The sequence below is a fragment of the Ornithinimicrobium carbonis genome, assembly GCF_050703245.1.
Lineage (GTDB): Bacteria > Actinomycetota > Actinomycetes > Actinomycetales > Dermatophilaceae > Ornithinicoccus.
Map to the genome: position 1 here is coordinate 1,905,249 of NZ_CP192647.1, position 24,554 is coordinate 1,929,802.

At 74.6% G+C, this 24,554-nt stretch carries 25 protein-coding genes and 4 pseudogenes; 23 read left to right on the plus strand and 6 right to left on the minus strand.

Annotated elements, in window-relative coordinates; all coding sequences use genetic code 11:
* Positions 1 to 46: 46 nt before the first annotated feature.
* The 3 genes and pseudogenes from ACQ95T_RS09510 to ACQ95T_RS09520 form a co-directional block, all read right to left on the minus strand.
* On the minus strand, positions 47 to 1,087 hold the full coding sequence (locus ACQ95T_RS09510; protein WP_431473814.1) for a M18 family aminopeptidase: 1,041 nt from the start codon (positions 1,085 to 1,087) through the stop codon (positions 47 to 49).
* A gap of 61 nt (positions 1,088 to 1,148) precedes the next feature.
* A pseudogene (locus ACQ95T_RS09515) lies at positions 1,149 to 1,379 on the minus strand (M18 family aminopeptidase); the annotation flags it as partial.
* Positions 1,379 to 3,316, minus strand: a complete 1,938-nt coding sequence (locus ACQ95T_RS09520; protein ID WP_425942653.1) for a DUF349 domain-containing protein — start codon at positions 3,314 to 3,316, stop codon at positions 1,379 to 1,381. The gene ACQ95T_RS09520 and the pseudogene ACQ95T_RS09515, both read right to left, overlap by 1 nt.
* A 145-nt stretch (positions 3,317 to 3,461) precedes the next feature.
* Here ACQ95T_RS09520 and ACQ95T_RS09525 point away from each other — a divergent pair, with 145 nt between their 5' ends.
* From ACQ95T_RS09525 to ACQ95T_RS09535, 3 genes and pseudogenes are all read left to right on the plus strand, one after another.
* Entirely contained in the window at positions 3,462 to 4,154 is a 693-nt protein-coding gene (locus ACQ95T_RS09525; RefSeq protein ID WP_425942652.1) for an MBL fold metallo-hydrolase, read from the plus strand.
* A gap of 79 nt (positions 4,155 to 4,233) precedes the next feature.
* Positions 4,234 to 5,175 (plus strand): annotated as a pseudogene (locus ACQ95T_RS09530) (histidine--tRNA ligase); the annotation flags it as partial.
* A gap of 116 nt (positions 5,176 to 5,291) precedes the next feature.
* Positions 5,292 to 5,567 carry a His/Gly/Thr/Pro-type tRNA ligase C-terminal domain-containing protein gene (locus tag ACQ95T_RS09535; RefSeq protein ID WP_431473793.1) on the plus strand — a complete coding sequence of 92 codons (276 nt, stop codon included), beginning with the start codon at positions 5,292 to 5,294 and terminating at the stop codon, positions 5,565 to 5,567.
* Positions 5,568 to 5,592: 25 nt separating this feature from the next.
* Here the strand turns inward: ACQ95T_RS09535 and ACQ95T_RS09540 are convergent, their stop codons facing one another.
* Positions 5,593 to 6,297: a peptidylprolyl isomerase gene (locus tag ACQ95T_RS09540; protein WP_425942650.1), complete on the minus strand. Its 705-nt coding sequence runs from the start codon at positions 6,295 to 6,297 to the stop codon at positions 5,593 to 5,595.
* A 143-nt stretch (positions 6,298 to 6,440) separates the two neighbouring features.
* Here ACQ95T_RS09540 and ACQ95T_RS09545 point away from each other — a divergent pair, with 143 nt between their 5' ends.
* The 10 genes and pseudogenes from ACQ95T_RS09545 (at position 6,441) to hisIE (ending at position 14,150) form a co-directional block, all read left to right on the plus strand.
* Entirely contained in the window at positions 6,441 to 6,791 is a 351-nt protein-coding gene (locus tag ACQ95T_RS09545) for a YerC/YecD family TrpR-related protein (RefSeq protein ID WP_425942649.1), read from the plus strand.
* 43 nt (positions 6,792 to 6,834) lie between these two features.
* The gene (gene hisG, locus ACQ95T_RS09550; RefSeq protein WP_431473794.1) at positions 6,835 to 7,770 is read left to right on the plus strand and encodes an ATP phosphoribosyltransferase; all 936 of its coding nucleotides are present in this window, start codon (positions 6,835 to 6,837) and stop codon (positions 7,768 to 7,770) included.
* Positions 7,767 to 9,082 (plus strand): annotated as a pseudogene (gene hisD / locus ACQ95T_RS09555) (histidinol dehydrogenase). The gene hisG and the pseudogene hisD overlap by 4 nt, the downstream one beginning before the upstream one ends.
* A complete protein-coding gene (gene hisC / locus ACQ95T_RS09560) occupies positions 9,079 to 10,185 on the plus strand; it encodes a histidinol-phosphate transaminase (RefSeq protein WP_425942646.1) in 1,107 nt (368 codons plus the stop codon). The pseudogene hisD and the gene hisC overlap by 4 nt, the downstream one beginning before the upstream one ends.
* A complete protein-coding gene (gene hisB, locus ACQ95T_RS09565; protein WP_425942645.1) occupies positions 10,182 to 11,282 on the plus strand; it encodes a bifunctional histidinol-phosphatase/imidazoleglycerol-phosphate dehydratase HisB in 1,101 nt (366 codons plus the stop codon). The genes hisC and hisB overlap by 4 nt, the downstream gene beginning before the upstream one ends.
* Positions 11,279 to 11,893 (plus strand): imidazole glycerol phosphate synthase subunit HisH, encoded by a 615-nt coding sequence (hisH, locus tag ACQ95T_RS09570; RefSeq protein ID WP_425942644.1) that lies wholly within the window; start codon positions 11,279 to 11,281, stop codon positions 11,891 to 11,893. The genes hisB and hisH overlap by 4 nt, the downstream gene beginning before the upstream one ends.
* Positions 11,890 to 12,687, plus strand: a complete 798-nt coding sequence (gene hisA / locus ACQ95T_RS09575; RefSeq protein WP_425942643.1) for a 1-(5-phosphoribosyl)-5-[(5-phosphoribosylamino)methylideneamino]imidazole-4-carboxamide isomerase — start codon at positions 11,890 to 11,892, stop codon at positions 12,685 to 12,687. Before hisH ends, hisA begins: the two co-directional genes overlap by 4 nt.
* Positions 12,684 to 13,256 (plus strand): imidazole glycerol phosphate synthase subunit HisF, encoded by a 573-nt coding sequence (hisF, locus tag ACQ95T_RS09580; protein ID WP_431472867.1) that lies wholly within the window; start codon positions 12,684 to 12,686, stop codon positions 13,254 to 13,256. The genes hisA and hisF overlap by 4 nt, the downstream gene beginning before the upstream one ends.
* Entirely contained in the window at positions 13,225 to 13,479 is a 255-nt protein-coding gene (locus tag ACQ95T_RS09585) for a HisA/HisF-related TIM barrel protein (protein ID WP_431472868.1), read from the plus strand. The genes hisF and ACQ95T_RS09585 overlap by 32 nt, the downstream gene beginning before the upstream one ends.
* Positions 13,476 to 14,150 (plus strand): bifunctional phosphoribosyl-AMP cyclohydrolase/phosphoribosyl-ATP diphosphatase HisIE, encoded by a 675-nt coding sequence (gene hisIE / locus ACQ95T_RS09590; RefSeq protein ID WP_425942641.1) that lies wholly within the window; start codon positions 13,476 to 13,478, stop codon positions 14,148 to 14,150. Before ACQ95T_RS09585 ends, hisIE begins: the two co-directional genes overlap by 4 nt.
* A gap of 16 nt (positions 14,151 to 14,166) precedes the next feature.
* Here hisIE and ACQ95T_RS09595 read toward each other — a convergent pair whose 3' ends face one another.
* Positions 14,167 to 14,772 carry a hypothetical protein gene (locus ACQ95T_RS09595; protein WP_425942640.1) on the minus strand — a complete coding sequence of 202 codons (606 nt, stop codon included), beginning with the start codon at positions 14,770 to 14,772 and terminating at the stop codon, positions 14,167 to 14,169.
* Between the two features lie 142 nt (positions 14,773 to 14,914).
* Here ACQ95T_RS09595 and arfB point away from each other — a divergent pair, with 142 nt between their 5' ends.
* The 6 genes and pseudogenes from arfB to ACQ95T_RS09625 all read left to right on the plus strand — a co-directional run bounded on the left by arfB (position 14,915) and on the right by ACQ95T_RS09625 (position 19,794).
* On the plus strand, positions 14,915 to 15,370 hold the full coding sequence (gene arfB / locus ACQ95T_RS09600) for an alternative ribosome rescue aminoacyl-tRNA hydrolase ArfB (protein WP_425942639.1): 456 nt from the start codon (positions 14,915 to 14,917) through the stop codon (positions 15,368 to 15,370).
* On the plus strand, positions 15,367 to 16,329 hold the full coding sequence (xerD, locus tag ACQ95T_RS09605; protein WP_425942638.1) for a site-specific tyrosine recombinase XerD: 963 nt from the start codon (positions 15,367 to 15,369) through the stop codon (positions 16,327 to 16,329). Before arfB ends, xerD begins: the two co-directional genes overlap by 4 nt.
* A gap of 121 nt (positions 16,330 to 16,450) precedes the next feature.
* Positions 16,451 to 17,353, plus strand: coding sequence for a ParA family protein (locus ACQ95T_RS09610; protein ID WP_425942637.1), 903 nt, complete (start codon positions 16,451 to 16,453; stop codon positions 17,351 to 17,353).
* A gap of 5 nt (positions 17,354 to 17,358) precedes the next feature.
* Positions 17,359 to 18,218: pseudogene (locus ACQ95T_RS09615) on the plus strand (segregation and condensation protein A).
* A complete protein-coding gene (gene scpB / locus ACQ95T_RS09620; protein ID WP_425942635.1) occupies positions 18,215 to 18,889 on the plus strand; it encodes an SMC-Scp complex subunit ScpB in 675 nt (224 codons plus the stop codon). Before ACQ95T_RS09615 ends, scpB begins: the two are co-directional and overlap by 4 nt.
* A complete protein-coding gene (locus tag ACQ95T_RS09625) occupies positions 18,886 to 19,794 on the plus strand; it encodes a pseudouridine synthase (RefSeq protein ID WP_425942634.1) in 909 nt (302 codons plus the stop codon). Before scpB ends, ACQ95T_RS09625 begins: the two co-directional genes overlap by 4 nt.
* Here ACQ95T_RS09625 and ACQ95T_RS09630 read toward each other — a convergent pair.
* Positions 19,773 to 20,768: a hypothetical protein gene (locus ACQ95T_RS09630; protein WP_425942633.1), complete on the minus strand. Its 996-nt coding sequence runs from the start codon at positions 20,766 to 20,768 to the stop codon at positions 19,773 to 19,775. The two genes, ACQ95T_RS09625 and ACQ95T_RS09630, sit on opposite strands and share 22 nt — an antisense overlap.
* A 69-nt stretch (positions 20,769 to 20,837) precedes the next feature.
* Here ACQ95T_RS09630 and cmk point away from each other — a divergent pair, with 69 nt between their 5' ends.
* Genes cmk through der form a run of 4 tightly spaced genes read left to right on the plus strand, consistent with a single transcriptional unit; the run spans position 20,838 to position 24,476 of the window.
* On the plus strand, positions 20,838 to 21,560 hold the full coding sequence (gene cmk / locus ACQ95T_RS09635) for a (d)CMP kinase (protein WP_425942632.1): 723 nt from the start codon (positions 20,838 to 20,840) through the stop codon (positions 21,558 to 21,560).
* 20 nt (positions 21,561 to 21,580) lie between these two features.
* Entirely contained in the window at positions 21,581 to 22,450 is an 870-nt protein-coding gene (locus tag ACQ95T_RS09640; RefSeq protein WP_425942631.1) for a sulfurtransferase, read from the plus strand.
* Positions 22,450 to 22,929 (plus strand): SufE family protein, encoded by a 480-nt coding sequence (locus ACQ95T_RS09645; RefSeq protein ID WP_425942630.1) that lies wholly within the window; start codon positions 22,450 to 22,452, stop codon positions 22,927 to 22,929. The genes ACQ95T_RS09640 and ACQ95T_RS09645 overlap by 1 nt, the downstream gene beginning before the upstream one ends.
* Complete coding sequence (der, locus tag ACQ95T_RS09650; protein ID WP_425942629.1) at positions 22,926 to 24,476, plus strand: ribosome biogenesis GTPase Der; 1,551 nt, start codon at positions 22,926 to 22,928, stop codon at positions 24,474 to 24,476. The genes ACQ95T_RS09645 and der overlap by 4 nt, the downstream gene beginning before the upstream one ends.
* The last annotated feature ends 78 nt before the right edge of the window (positions 24,477 to 24,554 follow it).

Sequence of the window (24,554 nt, forward strand, 5' to 3'; positions counted from 1 at the left end):
CCGGCCGGACGGCGCGGTCGCGAGGTGCAGGGAGCTGGCCGGGTGCTCAGGCTGGTGCGAGGAAGGCCGCCAGCGCGGCGGCATACCCCGCCTGGTCCAGCGTTCCGCAGATCTCCCGGGCCGAGTGCATCGAGAGCACCGGGGCGCCGAAGTCCACGGTGGTGGCACCCGTCAGGGCGGAGGTCGTCGGGCCCACGGTCGAGCCGCAGGGCAGGTCGGAGCGGGTGACGAAGGTCTGCATGGGCACCCCGGCCTGCTCGCAGGCCAGCGCGAAGGCCGCCGCCCCCAGGGAGTCGGTGGCGTAGCGCAGGTTGGCGTTGACCTTCAGCACCGGCCCGCCGTTCATGAGGATCGGGTGCTCCGGCTCGTGCCGGTCGGCGTAGTTGGGGTGGGTCGCGTGAGCCATGTCGCCCGAGGCGACGACCGTGCCGGCGAGGGAGCGCCACAGGTCCTCCCGGGTGCCCCCCGCGGCCAGGACGACCCGCTCCAGCCAGGCCGGCAGGAAGGTCGACTGGGCGCCGCGCTCGGACGTGCTGCCGACCTCCTCGTGGTCGAACAGGACGATCATCGGCACGGTCGGGTCGGCGGACGGCTCGCCGACGGCCTGCAGGATCGCGCGGACCGCGGCGTAGCTGGTGGCCAGGTTGTCCAGCCGCCCCGAGGCGATGAGTTCCCCCTCAGTACCGGTCCGGCGGGCGGGGGTCAGGTCGTGGGTCATCGCGTCGTAGGCCAGCAGGTCGTCCGGCGCGGTGCCGACGAGGTCGGCCAGCCAGGCGCGGAACGAGCGGGGGCCGGCACCCAGGCCCCAGTGCGGGGCCAGGTGCTGCTGGTCGTTGAGCTGCAGGCCCTCGCTGCGGACCGTGCGGTCCAGGTGGATGGCCAGCTGGGAGACCCGCAGCACCGGGTCATCGGTGCGGAAGAGCCGGTGACCGACCCCACCGGGTGCCCCGGCGTCCCGGACGGCGACCCGTCCGGAGAGACCCAGGTCGCGGTCCAGCCAGGAGTTGGTCAGCGCGCCGCCGTAGACCTCGACCCCGAGCAGCTGCCAGCCGGCCCGGGCCCAGTCGGGGCGGGGCTTGACCCGCAGGTTTGGGGGAGTCGGTGTGGGCGCCGACGATCCGGAACGGGGTCGACGCGGTCCGGGCGGCGCCGTCCAGGTGGGCCGTGGACCAGGCCAGGAGCGAGCCGCCCCGGCGGACCACGTAGCTGCCCGGCCCGGGCGGGGTGGCGTCGGTCTCGGCCACCTCGGTGAAACCCTGCGCCCTCAGCAAGGCCGCCGCGGTGTCGACCGCGTGGAACGGCGAGGGTGAGGCGTCCAGGTAGGCGCACAGCCCCTCGGCGACCTGGGTGACCTGCGCGGCCAGGTCCGCGGCCGCCATCAGGACAGACCGCCCCGGGCGGACTCCAACCAGGTGCGCTTGGTCTCCAGCTCCGAGGTCAGCCGGGCGATCCGCTTCTCGTCCCCGGCGGCCTGCGCGGCGGCGAGGTCGGACTCCAGTCCCTGGACCCCGCGCTCGAGCTGGTCGACCATGGACTGCGCGCGGGCGGCCAGCTCCGGGTCTGTGCGCTGCCACTGCGTGTCCTCGACGTCACGCACCTTCTGCTCCACGGCCCGCAGCCGTCCCTCGACCCGGCGCACGTCCGCCCGCGGCACCTTGCCCGCGGCCTCCCAGCGGTCCTGGATGCGCCGCAGGGCCGCCTTGGTGCCGTCCAGGTGCTCGGTGTCCACCGGCAGCGCCTCGGCCTCCCGCAGGAGCTCCTCCTTGACCTTGAGGTTCTCGGAGAACTCCGCCTCCTCGGCCGCCACGACCTGGTCCTTGGCGTCGAAGAAGGCGTCCTGGGCCGCCTTGAAACGGGCCCACAGGGCGTCGTCGTCGGAGCGGGAGGCGCGTCCGGCCCGCTTCCACTCCTGCATGAGGCGTTTGAAGGCGCCGGCCGTGGCTCCCCAGTCGGTGCTCGTGGACAGGGCCTCGGCCTCGGCGACCAGCTTCACCTTGGCCGACTTGGCCTGGCCGTGCTCCTCGTCCAGCTGGGCGAACCAGGTCTTGCGCATCTTGTCGAACGCCGTGCGGGCGTGGCTGAAGCGCTTCCACAGGGCGTTCTCGACGTCCTTGTCCAGCCTCGGTCCGGAGCGCTGGTGGGCCTTCCACTCGTCGAGCAGGTCGCGGATGCGGTTGCTGGCCTGCTTCCACTGCACCTTGGCCGGCTCGGTCGCCGCGAGGGTCTCCGCCTCGAGGACGAGCGCCTCACGCTCCGTCGTCGCCCGTGCCTTGGCCTCCGCCCGTGCCCTGGCCTCGACGGCCGACCGCTCGGCGACGGTCTCCTCCAGTCCGGCCACGGTCGCCTCGAGGGCGGCCAGGTCGCCCACGACGTGGGCCTCACCGATCTGCTCCTTGAGGTGGGCCAGGGACTGGCGGGCGTCGTGCGCGGAGACGTCGGTGTGGGCCAGCCGCTGGGCCAGGAGGTCCGCGGCCGCCCCCAGCTCGTCGTACTTGCGGGCGAAGTAGGCCAGCGCCTCCTCGGGGCTGGCCCCGGGGTAGGACCCCACGGCCCGCTCGGACCCGTCGGCCAGCCGGACGTGGACCGTCCCGTCCTCGTCGACCCGTCCGTGGCGCACCGAGTCGCTCGGCGGCGTCGGCTCCTCGGCCGGCGGCGCGGGGGACGCGGTGGTCGGCGAGGAGGAGGACTCGGCGCCTGCCGGGGGGCGCGGCACCGCGGGCCTGCGGGCCGCGAACATGGCCGGCGTGGGCGTAGGCGTGGGGGAGGCGGGCCGGGCGGGCTGCGGTGACTCTGCGGGATCCGCCGGCGGTGCCTCGTCGGACCCGGCCTCGGTCGCGTCGGTCGCCGGCTCGCTCTCCGGCTCTGACGCCGTGGAGGTGCCCTCCGGCTCGGAGACGGGTTCAGCAGTGGCGCTCCCTGGCTCGGGCTCGGGCTCGGGCTCTGCGGGTGCCTCCTCGGACGCGTTCTCCGAGGTGGCGGTCTCGGACTCCGGCTCGGAGTGGGCGGCGGTGGCCGGCTCCGGCTCGACGGAAGCCACCTCCTCCCCGGGCGTCTCCGCCCCGGACTGGATCGGCTGCTCCGCGGGCGTCTCCGCCCCGGACTGGATCGGCTGCTCCGCGGGCGTGTCCTCCTCCGGCTGGGCGGGCTGCTCCGCGGGCGTGTCCTCCTCCGGCTGGGCGGGCTGCTCCGCGGGCGTGTCCGACTCCGGCTGGGCGGCCTGCTCCGCGGGCGCGTCTGCCCCGGGCTGGATCGGCTGCTCCGCGGGCGCTTCCATCTCTGGCTGGGCGGCGTCGGGCTGGACGGGCTGCTCGGACACGGTGGTGGCCTCTCTCGACCGCGGGCGCGGCCATCGGGGCCGGCTCGACTGACAGTTCGACCCCGACCCTACCTGCCTCGTCCGACGCGCCCACGGTCTCCGTGCCACTGGGCCGGCGCACGTCCTCCCGGCTAGGCTCGGGGACGTGTTCGTCCGCAGCATCGTCGCCGACGCCTTCGGGACCAACTGCTACGTGCTCGCCCCCGCCGAGGGGGAGGAGTGCGTCGTCGTCGATCCCGGGATCGGGGTGGAGGGTCGCGTCCAGGAGGTCCTGCGCGAGCACCGCCTGCGCCCGGCCGCCGTGCTGCTGACGCACGGGCACCTGGACCACGTGTATGCCGTGACGCCGGTCTGCGGCGGCACCGTCGCCGCGCACATCCACACCGAGGACCGCTACCGGCTCACCGATCCGCTCTCGAGCCTGGGACCGGGACTGGTCGCGGCGCTGGAACAGCAGTTCGGCACCCGGGCCCGCTGGCAGGAGCCGGAGCAGGTCGTGGACCTGCTCGACGAGCAGGTCCTGGAGCTGGCCGGGCTGCGGGTGAGCGTGAGCCACGCGCCGGGGCACACCGAGGGATCGGTGATCTTCGGCCTGGGCGAGCTGCCCGCCGCCGTCCCGGCGGACGACCTGGACCGCACCGTGCTGTCCGGCGACGTGCTCTTCGCCGGGTCGATCGGTCGCACCGACCTGCCGGGCGGCGACCCGGCCGCGATGCAGCGCTCCCTGCGGGACCGCGTCCTGCCCCTGCCGGACTCCACGCTGGTCCTGCCCGGGCACGGACCGGCGACGACCATGGCCCGGGAACGCACGACCAACCCCTTCCTGCAGAACATCTAGACTCGCGGCGTGATCACGCCCCGCACCCCCTCCGGAGTCCTCGAGCTGCTCCCCGGCGAGCAGGTCGCCTTTCCAGCGGATGCTGGAGGCCATCCGCGCCGGCTACGAGCGGTTCGGGTTCCTGCCGATCGAGACCCCGGTGTTCGAGCGCTCCGACGTGCTGCTGACCAAGACCGGCGGGGAGACCGAACGGCAGGTCTACTTCGTCCAGTCCACCGGCGCCCTGGAGAAGGCGCGCGACGCCGCCGGCGGCGAGGACGCGGCATACCCCGAGCTCGCCCTGCGCTTCGACCTGACGGTGCCGCTGGCGCGCTACGTCGCCGAGCACGAGCACCAGCTGACCTTCCCCTTCCGGCGCTACCAGATGCAGCGGGTCTACCGGGGGGAGCGGCCCCAGCGCGGACGGTTCCGCGAGTTCTACCAGTGCGACGTCGACGTCGTCGGCAAGGACGAGCTGTCCGTGCGCCACGACGCCGAGTGCCCCGCCGTCATCCACGCGATCTTCACCGACCTGGCGATCGGGCCCTTCACCATCCAGATCAACAACCGCAAGCTGCTGCGCGGCTTCTACGAGGACCTCGGCATCACCGACGCCGAGCAGCAGGCCGCGGTGCTCCGGGAGGTCGACAAGCTCGACAAGCGCGGGGAGGAACACCTGCGCACCACCCTGACGGGAGAGGGGTTCGACCTCCCGGCCGACGTGGTCGAGCAGGTCCTGGCCTTCGTCCAGGTGCGCTCCGAGGGGCACGACGACGCCCTCGCCCACCTGGCCGCCGTCGAGTCGGCCTCCGGGGGCAGCAGCGCGCTCGCCGAGGGGGTCGCCGAGCTGCGCGAGGTGCTCACGCTCGTGCGGGCGCTGGGGGTCCCCGAGAGCGACTACCGGCTCAACTTCTCCATCGCCCGCGGGCTGGACTACTACACCGGCACCGTCTACGAGACGACGCTGGACGAGCACCCGCAGATCGGGTCGATCTGCTCCGGCGGGCGCTACGACAACCTGGCCGGGCAGTACACCCGCTCCCGGCTGCCCGGGGTCGGCATCTCGATCGGCCTGTCCCGCCTGTTCTGCAGCTGCGCGAGGCGGGCCTGGTCGAGGCGTCCGCAGGGGAGTCCACCGTCCAGGTGCTCGTCCCGCAGGTGGAGGCCGCCCTCCTCGACGACCAGCTCGCGCTGGCCTCCCAGCTGCGCCACGGCGGGATCAACACCGAGGCCGTGCTCGACGGGGGCAAGCTGGGCAAGCAGCTGCGGTATGCCGACCGCGCCGGCATCCGGTTCGTGGCCATCCTGGGTCCCCAGGAGGTGGCCGACGGCACGGTGACCCTCAAGGACCTGCGTCGCCAGGACCAGTTCACCGTCGCCCGGGACGAGGTGGTCTCGGCCCTGCGGGTCGAGCTGGCCCAGCCGCTGGTCTGACCGCGCGGACCTGGACGGCGGGCGTTCAGCCGCCCTCGCGGACCTCGACCTCCAGGATGCTCACCGGCCGGGCCGGTGCGCCGTCGGCGGCACCGCCCTCGGCGCCCTCGGCGGCCACCGCCTCGACGATCTCCAACCCCTCCGTGACCTGGCCGAAGACGGTGTAACCGCCGCCCTGGGTGGGCAGCTGGGTCTCCTGGTAGACGATGAAGAACTGGCCGCCGTTGCTGTCCGGGTCCTGGGTGCGGGCCATCGCCAGCGTGCCGGGCGGGTAGCGCCCGTCGTCCGGAGCGTTCTCGACGCCGTAGCCGTAGCCCGGGTTGCCCCGACCCGTGCCCGTCGGGTCGCCGCACTGGAGCACGAAGATGCCCGAGGTCGTCACCCGGTGGCAGGGGCTGTCCTCCCACCAGCCCTGCTCGGCCAGGAAGGCGAACGAGGCGACCGTCTGCGGAGCCGCCCCGGCGGCCAGGTCGACGACGAGGTCGCCGCAGGTCGTCCTGATCGTCGCGGTGACCTCCTCGGCCCCGGCCCACGGGTCGGGCAGGTCGTCCTGGGGAAAGGCGGTGACGTCCTCCGGCGGGGGCGGAGGATCGGCGCAGTCCAGGGTCACCCCGCTGGCGGGGGCGGCCCCGTCCGCGGCGTCCGAGCCGTCGTCCGGGTCGGCGGCGCAGCCGCCCGCGAGCAGGAGCAGCAGCGGCAGGGTGGCGGCAAGGCCGGCGCGAGGGGTCACGATGAAGGAGTGTAGGCAGTGGGTCCGGACGGCACGGAAAGGTGTGTTAGCGTACTAGCACGCTGGTACAGCAGTCGGACCACGACGCGGCCCAGCACCCACCACCTACCCACCACCTCACGACCCGCACGGCAGGAGCACGGATGAAGCAGCGCCCGGGGGACACCACGCGTGCCTCGCGCACCCGTGCCGACCTGACCTCCGTGCTGGCCGCCCTGCAGGACCCTGCGCTGGTGGACGCGTTCCTGCAGGACCTGTGCACCCCTGCTGAGATCGAGGCGCTGGCCGACCGCTGGTCGGTCGTCCCCCTGCTCGCCCAGGGCCTGTCCTACCGGCAGGCCCACGAGGCCACCGGGGTGAGCGTGACCACCGTGGGCCGGATCGCGCGCTGCCTGGAGGCCGGCGCCGGCGGCTACCGCGCCGCGCTGCAGCACCGTCCGGCCGCGGGCCGGCCCGCCGGGGACGAGCATCCGCGGGCGGCCTCCACCGCCTGAGCCGGCCGCGCCCACCCGCCTGCCCCACGTCATACCCCTGCCCGTGCCCCTGCTCCTCGAGAAGGCCCTCATGACCCCGCCCGCCCAGCCACGCGAACGTCTGCGCGTGGCCATCCAGAAGTCCGGCCGCCTCGGCGAGCCGGCCCGCGACCTGCTGGCCTCGTGCGGGCTCACCTGGCGCGAGAGCCGGGACAAGCTGTTCTGCTACGGCGAGTCCCTGCCGGTCGACCTGCTCCTGGTCCGCGACGACGACATCCCGGGGCTGATCGCCGACGGCGTCTGCGACCTGGGGATCGTGGGCCGCAACGTCCTCGTCGAGCACCGCCTGGAGCGCGCGGCGCACGGGCGTCCGGCCGACCTCACCGAGTGGCGCCAGCTGGGCTGGGGGGCCTGCCGCCTGGACGTGGCCATCGAGGAGGAGCAGGAGTGGACCGGCCCCGCGCAGCTGGAGGGGCTGCGGATCGCCACCTCCTACCCGCGGACCCTGGCCCACTGGCTGGAGGAGCAGGGCGTCGACGCCGAACCCGTCGTGCTCAACGGCTCGGTCGAGATCGCCCCGCGCCTCGGCCAGGCCGACGTCGTGTGCGACCTGGTCTCCAGCGGCGGCACCCTGCGGGCCAACCAGCTGCGTCCGGTGACCACGATCCTGCACTCCGAGGCGGTCATCGCCGGACCCTCGGCCACCCTCGACGACGGCCGTCAGGAGATCGCCGACCTGCTGCTGCGCCGCATCGACGGGGCGGTGCAGCTCAAGGAGTCCCGTCTCCTCCTGCTGCGGGTGGCCCGTGCCTCCCTCGAGGAGCTGCGCCCCCTCCTGCCGACCGGGCACGAGCCGACGGTCACCCAGGTGGACGGCCGTGACGAGGTCGCCGTCCAGGTGCTCGTGCACGGGCCCGTGCCGTGGTCCAAGCTCGAGGACCTCAAGCGCGCGGGCGCGCACAACCTCATGGTCCTGCCCGTGGAGGGGATGCTGGCATGAACGTGCTCACCTGGTCCGCGCTCGACGCGGCCGCCCGCGAGGAGGCCCTGCGCCGCGGCACGGCCGCCGCCGGGGCCGAGGTCACGGCCGGGGTCGCCGACATCCTGGCGCAGGTGCGCACCGGCGGCGACGCCGCCGTGCGCGCGCTGACCGCCCGCCTCGACGGGGCCGACGTCGCCGAGCCGGAGGTCTCCGTCGCCGACCGGGACGCCGCCGTCGCCGGCCTCGACCCCGTTCTGCGGGAGGCGATCTCGGAGGCCGCCGGGCGCATCCGCGTCTTCCACGAGGCGGGCATGCAGCAGGGGTATGCCGTGGAGACCGCACCCGGGGTGGAGTGCCGCCGGGTGGTGCGCCCCGTGCGTCGGGTCGGGCTCTACGTGCCCGCCGGGTCCGCCCCCCTGCCCTCGACCGCCCTCATGCTCGGCGTGCCGGCGCAGCTGGCCGGCTGCCCGAGGTCGTGCTGTGCACCCCGCCCCGTCCCGACGGCACCGCCGACCCGGCCGTGCTCGCGGCCGCCGCCGAGTGCGGCATCACCCGGGTCTTCCTCGTGGGAGGTGCCCAGGCGGTGGCCGCCCTGGCCTACGGGACGGAGTCCGTGCCGCGGGTCGACAAGATCTTCGGCCCCGGCAACGCCTGGGTGACCGAGGCCAAGCGCCAGGTCAGCACCGCCGAGGGCGGGCCCGGCATCGACCTGCCGGCCGGCCCCTCGGAGGTCCTGGTCATCGCCGACGCGGGGGCCGACGCGGAGTTCGTGGCCGCGGACCTGCTGAGCCAGGCCGAGCACGGGCCGGACAGCCAGGTCGTGCTGCTCACCGACGACGCCGACCTGGCCGCCCGGGTGGCGGCCGAGGTCGAGCGCCAGGTGGAGACGCTGCCCCGGGCCGACGTGGCCCGCAAGGCGCTCGCGGCCAGCCGCCTGATCGTGACCCCCGACCTGGACACCGCCCTGGAGGTGTCCAACGACTACGCGCCCGAGCACCTCATCCTGGCCCTGCGCGACGCGGACGCCTGGGTGGACCGGGTCGACCGGGCGGGGTCGGTCTTCCTGGGCGACCACACCCCCGAGACGCTGGGCGACTACTGCTCGGGGACCAACCACGTGCTCCCCACCGCCGGCGCCGCCCGGTTCACCGGCGGGGTGAACGTCGCCTCCTTCCAGATCGCCATGACCGTGCAGCGGGCCACCCCGCAGGGCCTGGCCGCGGTGGGCCCGTGCGCGGTGACCCTCTCGGAGGCCGAGCAGCTCTACGCCCACCAGCGGGCCGTCACGCGGCGGCTCGCGCGCCTCACCGGAGCGGGGGCGGCACCGTGAGCGACGGCTCCGAGGGCACCGCCCCGTTCCCCGCCCACCTCGTCCGGGAGGACCTGCGCGACTTCGCCGGCTACTCCTCCGCACGGACCAGCGCACCAGGGGTGCCCGCCTCGATCTGGTTGAACGCCAACGAGTCCGGTGAGGCCAGCAGCGCCGACCCCGAGGGTGCCAACCGCCGCTACCCCGACCCCCAGCCCCCGGCGCTGGTCGAGGCGTTCGCCGACCTGTGGGCCACGACGCCCGGACGGGTCGTCGTCGGCCGGGGAAGCGACGAGATCATCGAGCTGCTGGTGCGCACGCTGTGCCGCCCCGGCGGCGACGGCGTCGTCGTCGCCCCGCCCACCTTCGGGATGTATGCCGTCTCGGCCCGCCTCCACGGGGTGCCGGTCCACGAGGTGCCCCAGGTCGACGACGGGGCGCGCTTCACCGTCGACACCGGGGCGCTGGCGACCCGGGCCCGGGAGACCGGGGCGCGGATCGTCTTCGTGGCCTCGCCGGGGAACCCGACCGGGACCGTCGTCCCGCTTCGCGACCTCGCCGCCCTCGTCGAGGCGGTCGCCGACCGGGCCGTCGTCGTGGTCGACGAGGCCTACGGGGAGTACGCCGAGCAGCGCTCCGCCGTCGCCCTGCTGGAGGAGCACCCCACCCTGGTCGTGCTGCGCACCCTGTCCAAGGCGCACGGCCTGGCCGGGGCGCGGATCGGCATCGGGCTGGCCCACCCCGACCTGGCCACCGTCCTGCGCCGGGTGCAGGCGCCCTACCCGGTGCCGGTGCCCGTGGCCCGGCTCGGCCTGGAGGCGCTGGCCCCGGCCGCCCTGGAGGCCACCCGCCGGCGGGTGCTGCAGACCCTGCGGCTGCGCGACGTCGTGGTCCGGCGGCTGCGCGAGGTCCCGGGCGTCCGCGCGGTCTACGCCACCGACGCCAACTTCCTCCTCGTCCGCTCCGACGACCCCGGTGCGCTGCTCCATACTCTCGCCTCGGCCGGGATCGTGGTCCGCGACCTGCGGCACCAGCCCGGCCTGCACGACGCCCTGCGGATCACCGTCGGCACCGCCGACGAGATGACCGCCCTCGACACCGCCCTCAGGGAGACCACCGCATGAGCACCGCCCGCCCCCTCTGCCTCGTCGACCGCGACGGGACGATCATCGCCGAGCCGGACGACTTCCAGGTCGACGACCTGGCCAAGCTGCGTCTGGTGGAGGGCGTGATCCCGGCGCTGCTGCGCATCCAGGACGCCGGCTACGACCTGGTCATGGTCAGCAACCAGGACGGCCTGGGCACCGAGGCCTTCCCGCAGGAGAGCTTCGAGGCCGCCCACGGGCTGCTCATGCAGATCCTCACCAGCCAGGGCGTGCGCTTCCGCGAGGTCCTCGTCGACCCGCACCCGGCCGGGCCGGACGCGCCCTGGACCCGCAAGCCGGGCATCGGCATGGTGGTCCACCTGCTCAAGGACACGGGCGTGGACTGGGGCCGCAGCGTCATGGTGGGCGACCGGGACACCGACCGGCAGTTCGGAGAGAACCTGGGCATCCCCACCTACCTGCTGCCCTCGGTGGCCACCCCCGAGGGGACCCCGACCACGACGTGGGCGGACATCGCCCACGCCCTGGCCGACCGGCCGCGGACGGCGCACGTGGACCGGAACACCGCCGAGACGCGGATCAGCGTCGACGTCGACCTCGACCGGCCGGGGGGCGCCGACGCGCGGACCGGCCTCGGCTTCTTCGACCACATGCTCGACCAGCTGGCCAAGCACGGCGGCTTCTCGATGACCGTCCGCTGCGACGGCGACCTGCACATCGACGACCACCACACGATCGAGGACGTGGCGCTGGCCGTCGGCGAGGCGGTCCGCACGGCCCTGGGCGACAAGCGGGGGATCGGCCGCTACGGCTTCACCCTGCCCATGGACGAGGCGCGGGCCAGCGCCTCGATCGACCTGTCGGGCCGGCCGTTCTTCCTCTACGAGGGCTCCTTCGACCGGTCCCACGTGGGGGAGTTCCCCACCGAGATGGTCGAGCACTTCTGGCGCTCCTTCGCCGACGCCACGCGCTGCACGCTGCACCTGAGCGTGCTCGGCACCAACACCCACCACCAGGTCGAGGTCGGTTTCAAGGCCGTGGCCCGCGCCCTGCGGATGGCCATCGCCCGCCAGGGCGACGCCACCGAGCTGCCCTCCACCAAGGGCGTCCTGTGAGCCCGCCCCTGCGGGTGGCCCTCGTCGACGGCGGCGGCACGAACATCGGCTCGGTCAGCTACGCGCTCGAGCGGCTGGGGGCCGCGCCCCGCCTGACCGCCGACCCCGCCGAGATCCTGGCGGCCGACCGCGTGGTCCTGCCCGGGGTGGGCGCGGCGGGGGCCGGGATGGCCCGGCTGCGCGGGTCGGGCCTGGAGGATGTGCTCCGCCAGGTGCAGGCACCCCTGCTGGGCGTCTGCCTCGGGATGCAGCTGCTCTTCGACCGCTCCGCCGAGGACGGCGGCACCACCACCCTCGGGCTGGTCCCGGGCGAGGTCGTGCCCATCCCGGCCGCGCCGGGCGTGCGGGTGCCGCACATGGGCTGGAACCGCCTCGACGACCTCGTGCAGGACCCGCTCCTGGCCGGGATCGACCCGGGGGAGCGGGCCTACTTCGTGCACTCCTTCGCCGCCCCCGTCGGCCCCTCGACCCTGGCCTCCACGACCCACGGGACCACCTTCTCGGCGGTGGTGCGCGCCGGCTTGCGCTGGGGCGCCCAGTTCCACCCGGAGCGTTCGGGTCGGGTCGGGGCCCGCCTTCTGCGAAACTTCCTGCTGGAGATCGACCGATGACGACCGACCCCACCGACGACGTCCGGAGTGAGACCGCTGTGACCACCGCCCGCCCGTTCACCGTCTACCCGGCGATCGACGTCCGCGGCGGTGCCGTGGTGCGGCTCCTGCGCGGCGACTACGACCAGGAGACCCGCTACACCGACGACCCGGTGGCCGTCGCCGAGAACTACGCCCGGGGCGGCGCGCGCTGGCTGCACCTCGTCGACCTGGACGCCGCCCGGGCGGGGGACTACACGCTGGGGGAGACGCTGACCCGGATCGTGGACACCACCGGCCTGATGGTGCAGACCGGTGGCGGGGTGCGCAGCGCCGAGGACGTGCAGCGACTGCTGGACGCGGGGGCCACCCGCGTCGTCGTCGGGTCGCTGGCCGTGCGCGAGCCGGAGACGGTCTCGGGCTGGCTCGACCGCTTCGGGCCCGAGCAGCTGACCGTCGCGCTCGACACCCGCACCTCCGACGACGGCCGCTGGGTCCTGCCCGTGGCGGGCTGGACCTCGGTCGGGGAGCAGGACCTCATCACCTGCCTGCACCGCTACGACGGCTCGGGCCTGCGGCACGTGCTCTGCACCGACATCGGCCGGGACGGGACGCTCTCGGGGCCCAACTTCCACCTCTACACGATGCTCACCCGCTCGGCCCCCCACCTGCAGGTGCAGGCCTCCGGCGGCGCCCGCAACGTGGACGACGTCCGGGCCGCCCGGCGCACCGGCACGGCCGGGATCATCCTGGGCAAGGCCCTCCTCGAGGGACGCCTCACCGTGGGCGACGCGATCGCCGAGGAGGGCCTGTGAGCACCACGCTGGCCCGCCGCATCATCCCCTGCCTCGACGTGCGCGACGGCCGCGTCGTCAAGGGCACCCGCTTCCGCGACCACCGGGACATGGGCGACATCGTCGAGCTGGCCACCCGCTACGCCGAGGAGGGCGCCGACGAGCTCGTCTTCTACGACATCACCGCCAGCCCCCAGGGACGCGGCGTCGACGTGGAGTGGGTGCGCCGGGTCGCCCGAGCCATCGACATCCCCTTCTGCGTCGCCGGCGGCATCCGCTCGGTGGACACGGCCCGGGCGGTGCTCCACGCCGGGGCGGACAAGATCTCGGTCAACACGCCGGCCACGCAGCGGCCCGAGCTGGTCTCGGAGCTGGCCGGGGCGTTCGGCGTCCAGTGCGTCGTCGTCGGCGTGGACAGCCTGCGCGACAAGGACGGCACCTGGCGGATCCGGCAGTTCACCGGCGACCCCGAGGCGACCCGCGCCCTACCCGTGGGCACCCTGGACTGGGTGCGCCGGATGCAGGAGCTCGGGGCCGGGGAGGTCGTGCTCTCACTGCATGGGCTCGGACGGGGTGCGCTCGGGGTATGACGTGGAGCAGCTCTCCGCGGTCCGGGCGGTCTGCGGGGTGCCCCTCGTGGCCAGCGGCGGTGCGGGGACGGCCGAGCACTTCGTGGAGGTGTTCCGGGAGGCCGACGTCGACGGCGCCCTGGCCGCCACCGTCTTCCACGACGGCTCGCTGCCGATCCCGCAGCTGAAGACGACCCTGGCCGCGGCCGGTGTCGAGGTGCGCGCCCCGGAGGCGGCGGCGTGAGCACCGGGGAGGGGGCAGCGGGGCAGCCCGGGCAGCCCGGGCAGCCCCTGCGTCTGGGTGCCGGCCTCAGGGTGGAGGACCTCGACTTCGCCAAGGCCGGGGGCCTGGTGCCCGGGGTGGTCCAGGACGTGGACACCCGCGAGGTGCTCATGGTCGGCTTCCTCGACGCCCAGGCCGTGGAGACCACGCTGCGGACGGGACTGGCGACCTTCCGCAGCCGCAGCCGGGGCGGACCGTGGACGAAGGGGGAGACCAGCGGCAACACGCTGCAGGTCGTGGCCGTCGACGTCGACTGCGACCGGGACACCCTGCTGATCTCCGCCGTGCCGGCCGGGCCGACCTGCCACACGGGGGACCGGACCTGCTTCGACGGCGCCCGTGCGCAGGCACCCCGGCCCTTCCTGCCCGTGCTCGACGAGGTCGTCGCCCAGCGCCACCAGGAGCTGCCGGAGGGGTCCTACACCACCCGGCTGTTCGCCGGGGGCGTGCGCCGCATCGCCCAGAAGGTGGGGGAGGAGGGCGTGGAGACGGCGCTCGCCGCGGTGGCCCAGGACGACGAGGCGCTGCTGGGGGAGTCCGCCGACCTGCTCTACCACCTGCTGGTGCTGCTGCGCTCCCGGGACCTGTCGCTCGCCGACGTGGAGGACGTCCTGCGCCGACGCCACGGCTGAGAGCCCGCGGGGGCCGTCAGGGCCGCGTGCGCAGCCCCAGCTCGGACAGCTCGAGGTCGGCCAGCCCGCGGAGCACGTCGGGGTCACCGGAGCGGAAGGCCGCCACCGGGTCGGGGTGGAGCTGCTGGAGGCGGCGGGGGGGCTGACGGACCAGGGCACGCAGCGCGAGCAGCTGTTGGGACTCCGGGTCGGAGACCTCGCGGCCCAGGGAGGCCGCCCGCCGCACCCAGACCAGCCGCAGCAGCCCCCAGGCCAGGACGACGAGCAGCACCGGGGTCCCGGCGCTGAGCAGGGAGACCACCCAGGCCACCGTGCGGACCGAGGCCTCGAGCTGGTCGCCGGCGCTCACCAGGTCGTCCCCGACGGCGGCGGCACCGATGAACGGGGCGTCCAGGCGGTCACCGAGCAGCGGAACCTCCCCGATCCGTCCGGCGACGTCCTCCATCCGGTCGCTCAGCCCGGTGCCCGCGCTGCGCAGCGGGACCGCCGGCCGGGCCAGGGTCATCACGAGGTCGAAGACCCACCGGCCCACCAGGACCCAGGCGAGCACCCAGCCCAGGACGAAGAGGTCGGCGCCCACCTGCCGGGCGCGGCGGGCGGGGGCGTCGGCGTAGAGGCGCATGGGCACAGTCTCACCCGTCGGCACCCACCGTGCCGGGTCGGCACCGACCCGGCGGTCGGCCGGACCGGGCGGGAGGCCCGGACGGGAGGCCCGGTCGGCCGGACCGGGCGGGACGCCCGGGCGGGCGTGGCAGAGTGGACCGGTGAGCCCCCGTCCGGACGTGACCGCCGACCTGGTCGTCTCCGACCGGGTCGTCGTGCCCGCCGCCGAGCTGGTCGAACGCTTCAGCCGCTCCTCGGGGCCGGGCGGGCAGGGCGTGAACACGACCGACTCGAGGGTGGAGCTGTGCCTCGACGTCGCCGCCAGCCCCTCGCTGCCGCCCGACCTGCGCGACCGGGCGGTCTCCCGGCTGGGCGCCCGCCTCGTCGACGGCGTCCTGACCGTCGTCGCCTCCGAGCACCGGCGTCAGCTGGACAACCGCCGGGAGGCCCGGCGCCGGCTCGCCCAGCTGCTCCGGGAGGCGACCGCGGCCCCCGCGCGCCGCCGCCGACCGACCCGGCCCACCCGGGGGTCCGTCGAGCGCCGGCTGCGGGGCAAGGAGCACCGCGCCTCCGTCAAGCGGGCCCGGCGGCGGCCGGGGCCCGGTGAGCAGCCGTGAACGCGACGGCCCTGAGGCTCGCGGCCGACGGGTGGCTGGACCACCTGCGGGTGGAGCGGGGCCGCTCGGAGCACACGCTGCGCGCCTACCGGCGGGACCTGGGCCGCTACCTCGACTTCCTCGCCGCCCAGGAGGTCACCTCGCCCGCCGAGGTGCGGGAGCGGCACGTCACCGAGTTCCTCGCCCACCTGCGGGCGGGGGACGAGGAGCACGCCCCGCTGGCGGCCACCTCGGCCGCCCGCGCGGTGGTCGCCGTCCGGGGCCTGCACACCTTCCTGGCGCTGGAGGGGGAGAGCCCCGACGACCCGGCCCGGGAGGTGTCGCCGCCCACCCCGCCGCGACGGCTGCCGACGGCGCTGCCCCTCGACCAGGTGGAACGGCTGCTCCAGGCGGCGGCCGTGGGGGACACGCCGTCGGCGCTGCGCGACCGCGCCCTGCTGGAGGTCCTCTACGGCTGCGGGGCCCGGGTCAGCGAGGCGATCGCCCTCGACCTGGACGACCTGGAGCTGGGCCGGACCGAGGACGGCACCGGGGGGGTGGTGCGGCTCTTCGGCAAGGGCCGCAAGGAGCGCGTCGTCCCGATGGGCCGGCACGCCCGGGCAGCCCTGGACGCCTGGCTGGTCCGTGGCCGGCCCGAGCTGGTGCGGACCGGACGGGGGACCCCCGCCGTGTTCGTCAACGTCCGCGGTGGCCGCCTGTCGCGCCAGTCGGCGTGGACCGCGATCAAGGGCGCCGCCGAGCGGGCCGGCCTGAGCTCGACGGTCAGCCCGCACACGCTGCGCCACTCTTTCGCCACCCACCTGCTCGACGGAGGAGCCGACGTCCGGGTCGTCCAGGAGCTCCTCGGTCACGCGTCGGTGACGACCACCCAGATCTACACGCACGTCTCCACCCAGCGCCTGCGCGAGGTCTACGCCCAGGCGCACCCCCGGGCGCGGGCCCCCGTCGTCGGCCCCTGACCCCCGAGTCTCGACCTCAGGTCGAGGTTCACCGCGCCATACCCGGGTCGCCCGCTCCGTTAGGGTCGGGCATGATCGGCGGGAGCCGACCCGAAGCGAGCGAGGCTGGAGACCACACACCGTGAACCGCGAGGCACACGCCACCTACGACCGCCTGCCCGGGACCGAGTCCACGGGGGTGGGGCAGGACGGTCCCACCGGGCGACCCCTGCCGGACTTCCCGGTCCCACCCCCTCTGGCCGATCACGGCCCGGCCCGGATCATCGCGATGTGCAACCAGAAGGGCGGCGTCGGCAAGACCACGACGACCATCAACCTGGGTGCCGCGCTGGCCGAGTACGGCCGCCGGGTCCTCCTCGTCGACTTCGACCCCCAGGGAGCGCTGTCCGTCGGTCTCGGCGTGCGCACCCACGACCTGGACGTGACCGTCTACAACCTCCTGGTCGAGCGCGGGCACGACGTGCGCGACGTCATCCAGTCCACCCACGTGCCCGACGTCGACCTGCTGCCGGCCAACATCGACCTGTCGGCGGCCGAGGTCCAGCTCGTCGGCGAGGTGGCGCGCGAGCAGATCCTGGCGCGCGTGCTGCGGCCGGTCGTGGACGACTACGACGTCGTCCTCATCGACTGCCAGCCCTCGCTGGGGCTGCTCACGGTCAACGCCCTCACGGCGGCGCACGGGGTCGTCATCCCCCTGGAGTGCGAGTTCTTCGCCATGCGAGGCGTTGCCCTGCTCATCGAGACCATCGAGAAGATCACCGACCGGCTCAACCCCCGGCTGGAGGTCGACGGCATCCTGGCCACGATGTACGACGGCCGCACGCTGCACTCCCGCGAGGTCGTCCGCAGCGTCGTCGACCACTTCCAGGACACCGTCTTCCACACCGTCATCAGCCGCACCGTGAAGTTCCCCGACGCCACGCTGGCGGCCGAGCCGATCACCTCCTACGCCAGCACCCACTCGGGCGCGGAGGCCTACCGTCAGCTGGCCCGCGAGCTCGTGGCCCGCGGCGGCGCTCCCTGAGCCCGGTGTCCCAGGTTCCACCGGCCGGAACCACCCCCGGTGGGGTGCTGAGCGGTTCCCGGGGCAGCTTCGAGGTCCACCTCGACGTCTTCTCCGGACCCTTCGAGCTGCTGCTGGGCCTGATCAGCAAGCACCGGCTGGACGTCACCGAGATCGCCCTGGCGTCGGTGACCGACGAGTTCGTCGCCCACCTGCGCACCTCGCGGGAGGCCCAGCAGGAGTGGGACCTGTCGCAGGCCAGCGAGTTCGTCGTCATCGCCGCGACGCTGCTGGACCTCAAGGCCGCGCGGCTCCTCCCGGGTGCCCGGGAGGACGACGAGGAGGACCTGGCCCTCATCGAGGCCCGCGACCTGCTCTTCGCCCGCTCCTGCAGTACCGCGCCTTCAAGCAGGTGGCCGACGAGCTGCGCCTGCGGATGGCCGGGGCCGGCCGGATCTACCCGCGGGACGTGGGGCTGGAGGACCGGTTCGCCACCCTGCTCCCCGAGGTGGTGCTCTCCGTCACCCCGGAGCAGCTGGCGATGATCGCCGGGCGGGCGATGATCCCGCGACCGCCGCCCGCCGTGGGGGTGGGGCACCTGCACGCGCCCACGGTCTCCGTGCGCGAGCAGGCCTCGATCGTCGTGGCCCGCCTGCGCGAGCGCGGACGGGCCACCTTCCGTGAGCTCGTGGCCGACGCCGGCTCGACCCTGGTGGTGGTGGCCCGGTTCCTGGCCCTGCTGGAGCTGTTCCGGGACACCGTGGTCGCGCTGGAGCAGGAGGAGGCCCTCGGGGAGATCGTCGTGCGCTGGACCGGGCCGGACGCCGGTACGGTCGACGTGAGCGACGAGTTCGACGACCCGACCGACGAGGAGGCGCACCCGTGAGCGACACCCCCCCACCGCGGGGCACCGACGCCGCCGAGGACGACAGCGTGGTGGAGACCCTCGGGGACGCCCCCGCCGGGGACGCCCCCGCCGAGGCGGTTCCTGACGTGGCGGACCTGCCCGGCGGGGCCAGGGCGGCCCTCGAGGCCGTCCTCATGGTGCTGGACGAGCCGGTGACGGAGGAGGCGCTGGCCACCGCCCTGCGCCGCACGGTCGAGGAGGTCGGCGGCCTCCTGGACGCGCTGGCGCAGGAGTATGCCGTGCACGAGCGCGGGTTCGTCCTGCGCCGCCTGGGGGGCGGCTGGCGTCTCTACACCCGGGCCGACCTGGCTCCGGTGGTCGAGGGCTTCCTCCTGGGGGGTCAGCAGGCCCGCCTGACCCAGGCGGCCCTGGAGACGCTCGCGGTGGTCGCCTACCGCCAGCCCGTCAGCCGGGCACGCATCGGCGCCATCCGCGGCGTGAACGTGGACGGGGTGGTGCGTACGCTTCTCGCCAGGGGCATGGTGACCGAGGTGGGGCAGGACCCCAGCGCGGGCGCGGTGCTCTACGGCACGACCGACCTGTTCCTGCAGAGGATGGGACTGGACTCCCTCGACGACCTGCCGGCCCTCGCGCCCTACCTGCCGTCGGCAGAGGTGCTCGAGGAGCTGGCTGCGGAAGGACTGGCATGAACGACGACAGGAAGGGCCGCAGCGGCGGCCGGCAGGGCGGTCGCGGCGGACCGGGCGGAGGGCCGCGGCGCGGCGGCGGTGGCAACGCCGGTCCCCGGCAGGCCGGTGGTCCGCGACCACCGCGCGGCCGGCGCCCCCAGCCGCCGCGGTCGGACCGTCCGGACGTGGACGTCCACGACCCGCAGGGCGTGCGGCTGCAGAAGCTGCTGGCCGCGGCCGGCTTCGGGAGCAGGCGTGCCTGCGAGAAGCTCATCGAGCAGGGCCGGGTCGTCGTCGACGGCCAGGTGGTGACCGAGCTGGGGGTGCGGGTCTCCCCGGCCACGCAGGTCGTCCACGTGGACGGCGACCGCGTCGTGCTGGACACCGACAAGGTCTACCTGGCGTTCAACAAGCCCGCTGGCGTGGTCTCCACGATGCACGACGAGGAGGGACGGCCCTGCCTGGCCGACTACGTCGGCCACCTCTCCGCCCGGCTCTTCCACGTCGGCCGGCTCGACGTCGACACCGAGGGGCTGCTGCTGCTGACCAACGACGGCGACCTGGCCCACCGGCTCCAGCACCCTGCCTACGGGGTGCCCAAGACCTACGTGGCGCAGGTCCACGGACTCGTGGCCAAGGACGTCGGCCGCCAGCTGCGGGAGGGCGTCCAGCTCGAGGACGGCCTGGCCCGCGCGGACTCCTTCCGGCTCGTGGACAACGTGCCCGGTCACTCGATCATCGAGATCGTCCTGCACGAGGGGCGCAAGCACATCGTCCGTCGGATGATGGAGTCCGTCGGCTACCCGGTCGAGATGCTCTCCCGGGTCCAGGTGGGGCCCGTGCGCCTGGCCGAGCTGCGGCCCGGTCGCTACCGGGCGCTGTCGGCCGAGGAGGTCGCCCAGCTCTACCGCTCCGCCGGGCTCTGAGACCACCAGCCGTCGTCGGCGACGGCCCGGACGAGGCCGTCCCGCACCTCGGCGTGCGTGGGCCAGCGGTCGCGGAACGCCGAGCCGGCGGCGGTGGGGATGTCCAGCCGCCCGGCCGCCGCCACCAGGTCCCGCTCCTCCGCATCGTGGTCCCGGTCGACCGGCCGACCGGCCTTGACGTCCACCAGCTCGGACACCGCCGAGTCCACGACGGCGGCCAGCCCCTCGGGCAGACCCTGCCCGGGGCGGCTGCGCAGCAGCAGCACCGCGTCGGCCAGCAGCAGCGTGGCCAGGGCCGGCGAGCGGTGCGGGTCGGCGCTGTGGAAGTAGCGCAGCACCGGGAAGGCCCGTTGCTGGGCCGCCACCTCCGAGACGTCGCCGGCCAGCCCCGCCAGGTAGGGGCCGGCCCAGGCACCGGGGTCCTCGGCCAGACGACGGGCCACCGTCGCCGGGTCGTCCCCCAGGGCGAAGACCGCGGAGGCGGTGGTGCGACGCTTCAGGGCCGCCGAGATCACGGAGACGACGTAGGAGACCGCGAGCGTCAGCAGCGTGGTGGCCACGAACGTCAGGGCTCCCGTGACGAAGGTCCAGGGAGGCCCGTCGGGGACGTAGTCGCCGTAGCCCAGGCCGGTGAGGGCGACCGGGACGTAGTACGCCAGGTCCAGCGGGCCGGCGGGCACCCGGCCGGTGGCGAGCACGACCGACCCGGGAGCCGCGCGCAGCAGCAGCCACGTCCCCAGGGCCAGCCCCAGGAACCACACGACGATGGTCGCCAGGGTCATCGCCGGACCCGCGGCGGCCAGCACCCGGTGGATCCGACGCCGGTGGTGGACGACCAGCAGAAGCCGCCACCCGGGCTCGGACCACCCCCGGGTCAGGGGACCGGGACCGTCGATCCGCAGGATCGTCACGAAGGCGTCCCACACCACGAGGAGGACCAGGGACCAGCCGAGCACGCCGAGCAGCACCGTCACGGTGCCAGTGTGCCGCTGCACCCGCCCGGGGCCGGGGAGGAACACCCCGACAGCCGTTAGGCTGGACGGGTGCCCCAGACCCCCATGACGATCGCCGTCGACGGACCCAGCGGGTCCGGCAAGTCCTCGGTCTCCCGGGCCGTGGCTCGCGAGCTCGGCCTGGGCTACCTGGACACCGGCGCCATGTACCGGGCGCTGGCGTGGTGGTGCCTGGAGCAGCAGGTCGACCCGGCCGACGCCCCGTCGGTGGCCCGGGCGGCCACCCAGCTGCCCCTGACGATCTCCACCGACCCCGACGCCGAGCACGTGCGCGTCGGGGAGGTCGACGTCACCCGGGCCGTCCGGGAGGACCGCGTCACCGCCGAGGTCTCGGCGGTGGCCACCAACCTCGACGTGCGCGCCGAGCTGCGGCGCCGCCAGCGGGCGATCATCGACGAGCTGCGCGCGAGCACCGGCGGGGTCGTCGCGGAGGGCCGGGACATCACCACCGTCGTGGCTCCGGACGCCGACCTGCGGGTGCTGCTCACCGCCTCCGAGGAGGCCCGCCTGGCCCGTCGGGCCACCGAGCGCCACGGGGCGGCCGACGAGGTCACGCTGGCCGCGACCCGGGACCTGGTCCTGCGGCGCGACCGGCAGGACTCGACGGTGTCCGCCTTCCTCGAGGCCTCCGACGGCGTGATCACCCTCGACACCTCGACCCTGACCTTCGAGGAGGTCGTGGCCGCCCTGCTGGCCCTGGCCCGTGGCGAGGTGCGCCCGGACGCGCACGCCGGCACACCCCATACCCCCTGAATCCCGGAGGAGAGACCGACATGAGCCTTCCTGCAGACCCCAGCGACAAGCTCGCCGCCTACGCCCACCCCGAGCGGCTGGTGACCACGTCCTGGCTCGCCGAGCACCTCGGCGACGACGGGCTGGTGGTGCTCGAGTCCGACGAGGACGTCCTGCTCTACGACACGGGCCACGTCCCCGGCGCCCTCAAGCTCGACTGGCACACCGACCTCAACGACCCGCTGACCCGCGACTACGTCGACGGCGAGCACTTCGCCCAGGTCATGGGCGAGCGCGGCGTCGGCCGGGACACCACCGTGGTGATCTACGGCGACAAGTCCAACTGGTGGGCCTCCTACGCGCTGTGGGTGATGACCCTGTTCGGCCACGAGGACGTGCGCCTGCTGGACGGGGGCCGCGCGGCCTGGATCGACGAGGGTCGTGAGCTCACCACCGAGGTCCCGCAGGTCGAGCCGGCCGACTACCCGGTGGTCGAGCGCGACGACACCCGCGTGCGCGCCTTCCGGGACGACGTGCTCGCCCACCTGGGCGGTCCGCTCGTCGACGTGCGCAGCCCGGGGGAGTACTCCGGCGAGCTGCTGCACATGCCCGACTACCCGCAGGAGGGCGCGATGCGCGGGGGGCACATCCCCGGTGCCCGGTCGGTGCCGTGGGCCCGGGCGGCCAACGAGGACGGGACGTTCAAGGCCCGTGAGGAGCTGGAGGCGATCTACCTCGCCGAGCAGGGCCTGGACCCCGCCGAGGAGACCGTGGCCTACTGCCGCATCGGCGAGCGCTCCAGCCACACCTGGTTCGTGCTGACCCACCTGCTCGGGTTCGAGAAGGTCCGCAACTACGACGGCAGCTGGACCGAGTGGGGCAACTCCGTCGGTGTGCCGGTGGAGCGCTGATGGCACCGGCGGACGAGCGCGCCGACCTGCCGCGCGCGATGGCCGAGCTGGCCGAGGACTTCCACGCGGTCACCCAGCGGGAACGCCTGCAGCTGCTGCTCGAGCTGAGCCAGGAGCTCCCCGGGCTGCCGGAGCGCTACGCCGGGAAGCTGGACACGATGGAGCGCGTGGACGAGTGCCAGTCGCCGCTCTTCCTGGCCGTGGAGGTCGAGGACGACGCCGACCGCACCGTGCACCTGTTCTTCGACGCCCCGGCCGAGGCGCCGACCACCCGGGGGTTCGCCGGGATCCTGCACGAGGGGCTGGACGGACTGCCCGCCGAGGAGGTCCTCGACGTGCCCGACGACGCGCCCTACCGGTTCGGCCTCGCCGAGGCCGTCTCCCCGCTGCGCATGCGCGGGATGGTCGGGATGCTCAGCCGCATCAAGCGGCAGGTGCGCCTGCGCAGCCAGGCCCTGACCGTCGGGGGTGGCGCATGAGCAGCCCCGGCACCGACGAGGGCGCCGACCAGGTCGAGATCGAGTGGACCGGGGGAGCCGACCCCGACGCCTCCGACGAGGAGCCCGCTGACGACCCCTCCGGCCCGGACGGCACGGGGCGGATGGCGGACGCCCTCCGCGCCGGCCTGGAGGACTTCGAGCTCACCGACGAGGACCTGTCGCTGGTGGAGTCGCAGGGCCCCGGCGAGGACGAGGACGACGAGGCCCTGCGGCCCGTCGTGGCCGTGGTGGGCCGCCCCAACGTGGGCAAGTCCAGCCTGGTCAACCGGATCCTGGGCCGCCGCGAGGCCGTCGTGGAGGACGTCCCCGGGGTGACCCGGGACCGGGTCGCCTACGACGCGGACTGGTCGGGGCGCCGGTTCACCGTCGTCGACACCGGTGGCTGGGAGGTGGACGCCAGCGGCATCCACCTGCGGGTCGCCGAGCAGGCGGAGGTGGCCGTGGAGCTGGCCGACGCGGTCCTGTTCGTCGTGGACGCCACCGTGGGCGCCACCGACACCGACGAGCAGGTCGTCCGCCTGCTCCGCCGGTCGGGCAAGCCGGTCGTCCTGGTGGCCAACAAGGTCGACGACCTGCGCCAGGAGGCGGACGCCGCCACCCTGTGGTCGCTGGGTCTGGGCCAGCCCTGGCCGGTCTCGGCCCTGCACGGACGCGGCTCGGGCGACGTCCTGGACGCGCTCCTGGACGTCCTGCCGGACGAGACCTCGGTCGCCGGGGCCTACCCGCGGGGCGGCCCCCGCCGGGTGGCCCTGCTCGGCCGGCCGAACGTCGGCAAGTCCTCGCTGCTCAACCGGCTCGCCGGCACCGAGCGCGTGGTGGTCGACGCGGTCGCGGGGACCACCCGCGACCCCGTGGACGAGCTCGTCGAGCTCGGCGGCAAGGTCTGGCGCTTCGTGGACACCGCGGGCATCCGCCGGCGGGTGCACCAGACCAGGGGCGCTGACTTCTACGCCTCGCTGCGCACGCAGACGGCCCTGGAGAAGGCCGAGGTGGCCGTCGTCCTGATCGACGTCTCCGAGCCGATCGCCGAGCAGGACATCCGCGTGGTCCAGCAGGTCGTGGACTCCGGCCGCGCCCTCGTCATCGGTTACAACAAGTGGGACATCCTCGACGACGAGCGCCGGCACTACCTGGAGCGGGAGATCGAGCGCGAACTGGTCCAGATCCAGTGGGCGCCGCGGGTGAACCTGTCCGCCTCGACGGGCCGGAACGTGGCCAGGCTGGTGCCCGCGCTGGAGACGGCGCTGGACTCGTGGGACCGCCGGGTGCCCACGGCCCGCCTCAACGCCTTCTTCGGCGAGGTCGTGGCGGCACACCCCCACCCCGTCCGCAGCGGCAAGCAGCCCCGCATCCTGTTCGCCACCCAGGCCTCGACCCGGCCGCCGACCTTCGTGCTCTTCTCCTCCGGGTTCATCGAGCACGGCTACCGGCGTTTCCTGGAGCGGCGCCTGCGGGAGGAGTTCGGCTTCGAGGGCACCCCGATCCAGATCTCGGTGCGCGTCCGGGAGCGGCGCAGCCGCCGCTGAGCCCGTCGCGGAGGCTCCTGACCACCGCCGTCGCGGATTCGTGGGCGGGGCCGGGGATGGGCTAAGGTGATCCTCGCC

Coding starts and splice junctions, on each gene's coding strand:
- ACQ95T_RS09585 (WP_431472868.1), top strand. CDS start 13,225: ATGGGCTCGGACGGGGTGCGCTCGGGGTATGACGTGGAGCAGCTCTCC.
- ACQ95T_RS09595 (WP_425942640.1), bottom strand. CDS start 14,772: ATGCGCCTCTACGCCGACGCCCCCGCCCGCCGCGCCCGGCAGGTGGGC.
- ACQ95T_RS09640 (WP_425942631.1), top strand. CDS start 21,581: ATGAGCCTTCCTGCAGACCCCAGCGACAAGCTCGCCGCCTACGCCCAC.
- hisA (WP_425942643.1), top strand. CDS start 11,890: ATGACGACCGACCCCACCGACGACGTCCGGAGTGAGACCGCTGTGACC.
- ACQ95T_RS09545 (WP_425942649.1), top strand. CDS start 6,441: ATGAAGCAGCGCCCGGGGGACACCACGCGTGCCTCGCGCACCCGTGCC.
- hisB (WP_425942645.1), top strand. CDS start 10,182: ATGAGCACCGCCCGCCCCCTCTGCCTCGTCGACCGCGACGGGACGATC.
- ACQ95T_RS09625 (WP_425942634.1), top strand. CDS start 18,886: ATGAACGACGACAGGAAGGGCCGCAGCGGCGGCCGGCAGGGCGGTCGC.
- ACQ95T_RS09645 (WP_425942630.1), top strand. CDS start 22,450: ATGGCACCGGCGGACGAGCGCGCCGACCTGCCGCGCGCGATGGCCGAG.
- der (WP_425942629.1), top strand. CDS start 22,926: ATGAGCAGCCCCGGCACCGACGAGGGCGCCGACCAGGTCGAGATCGAG.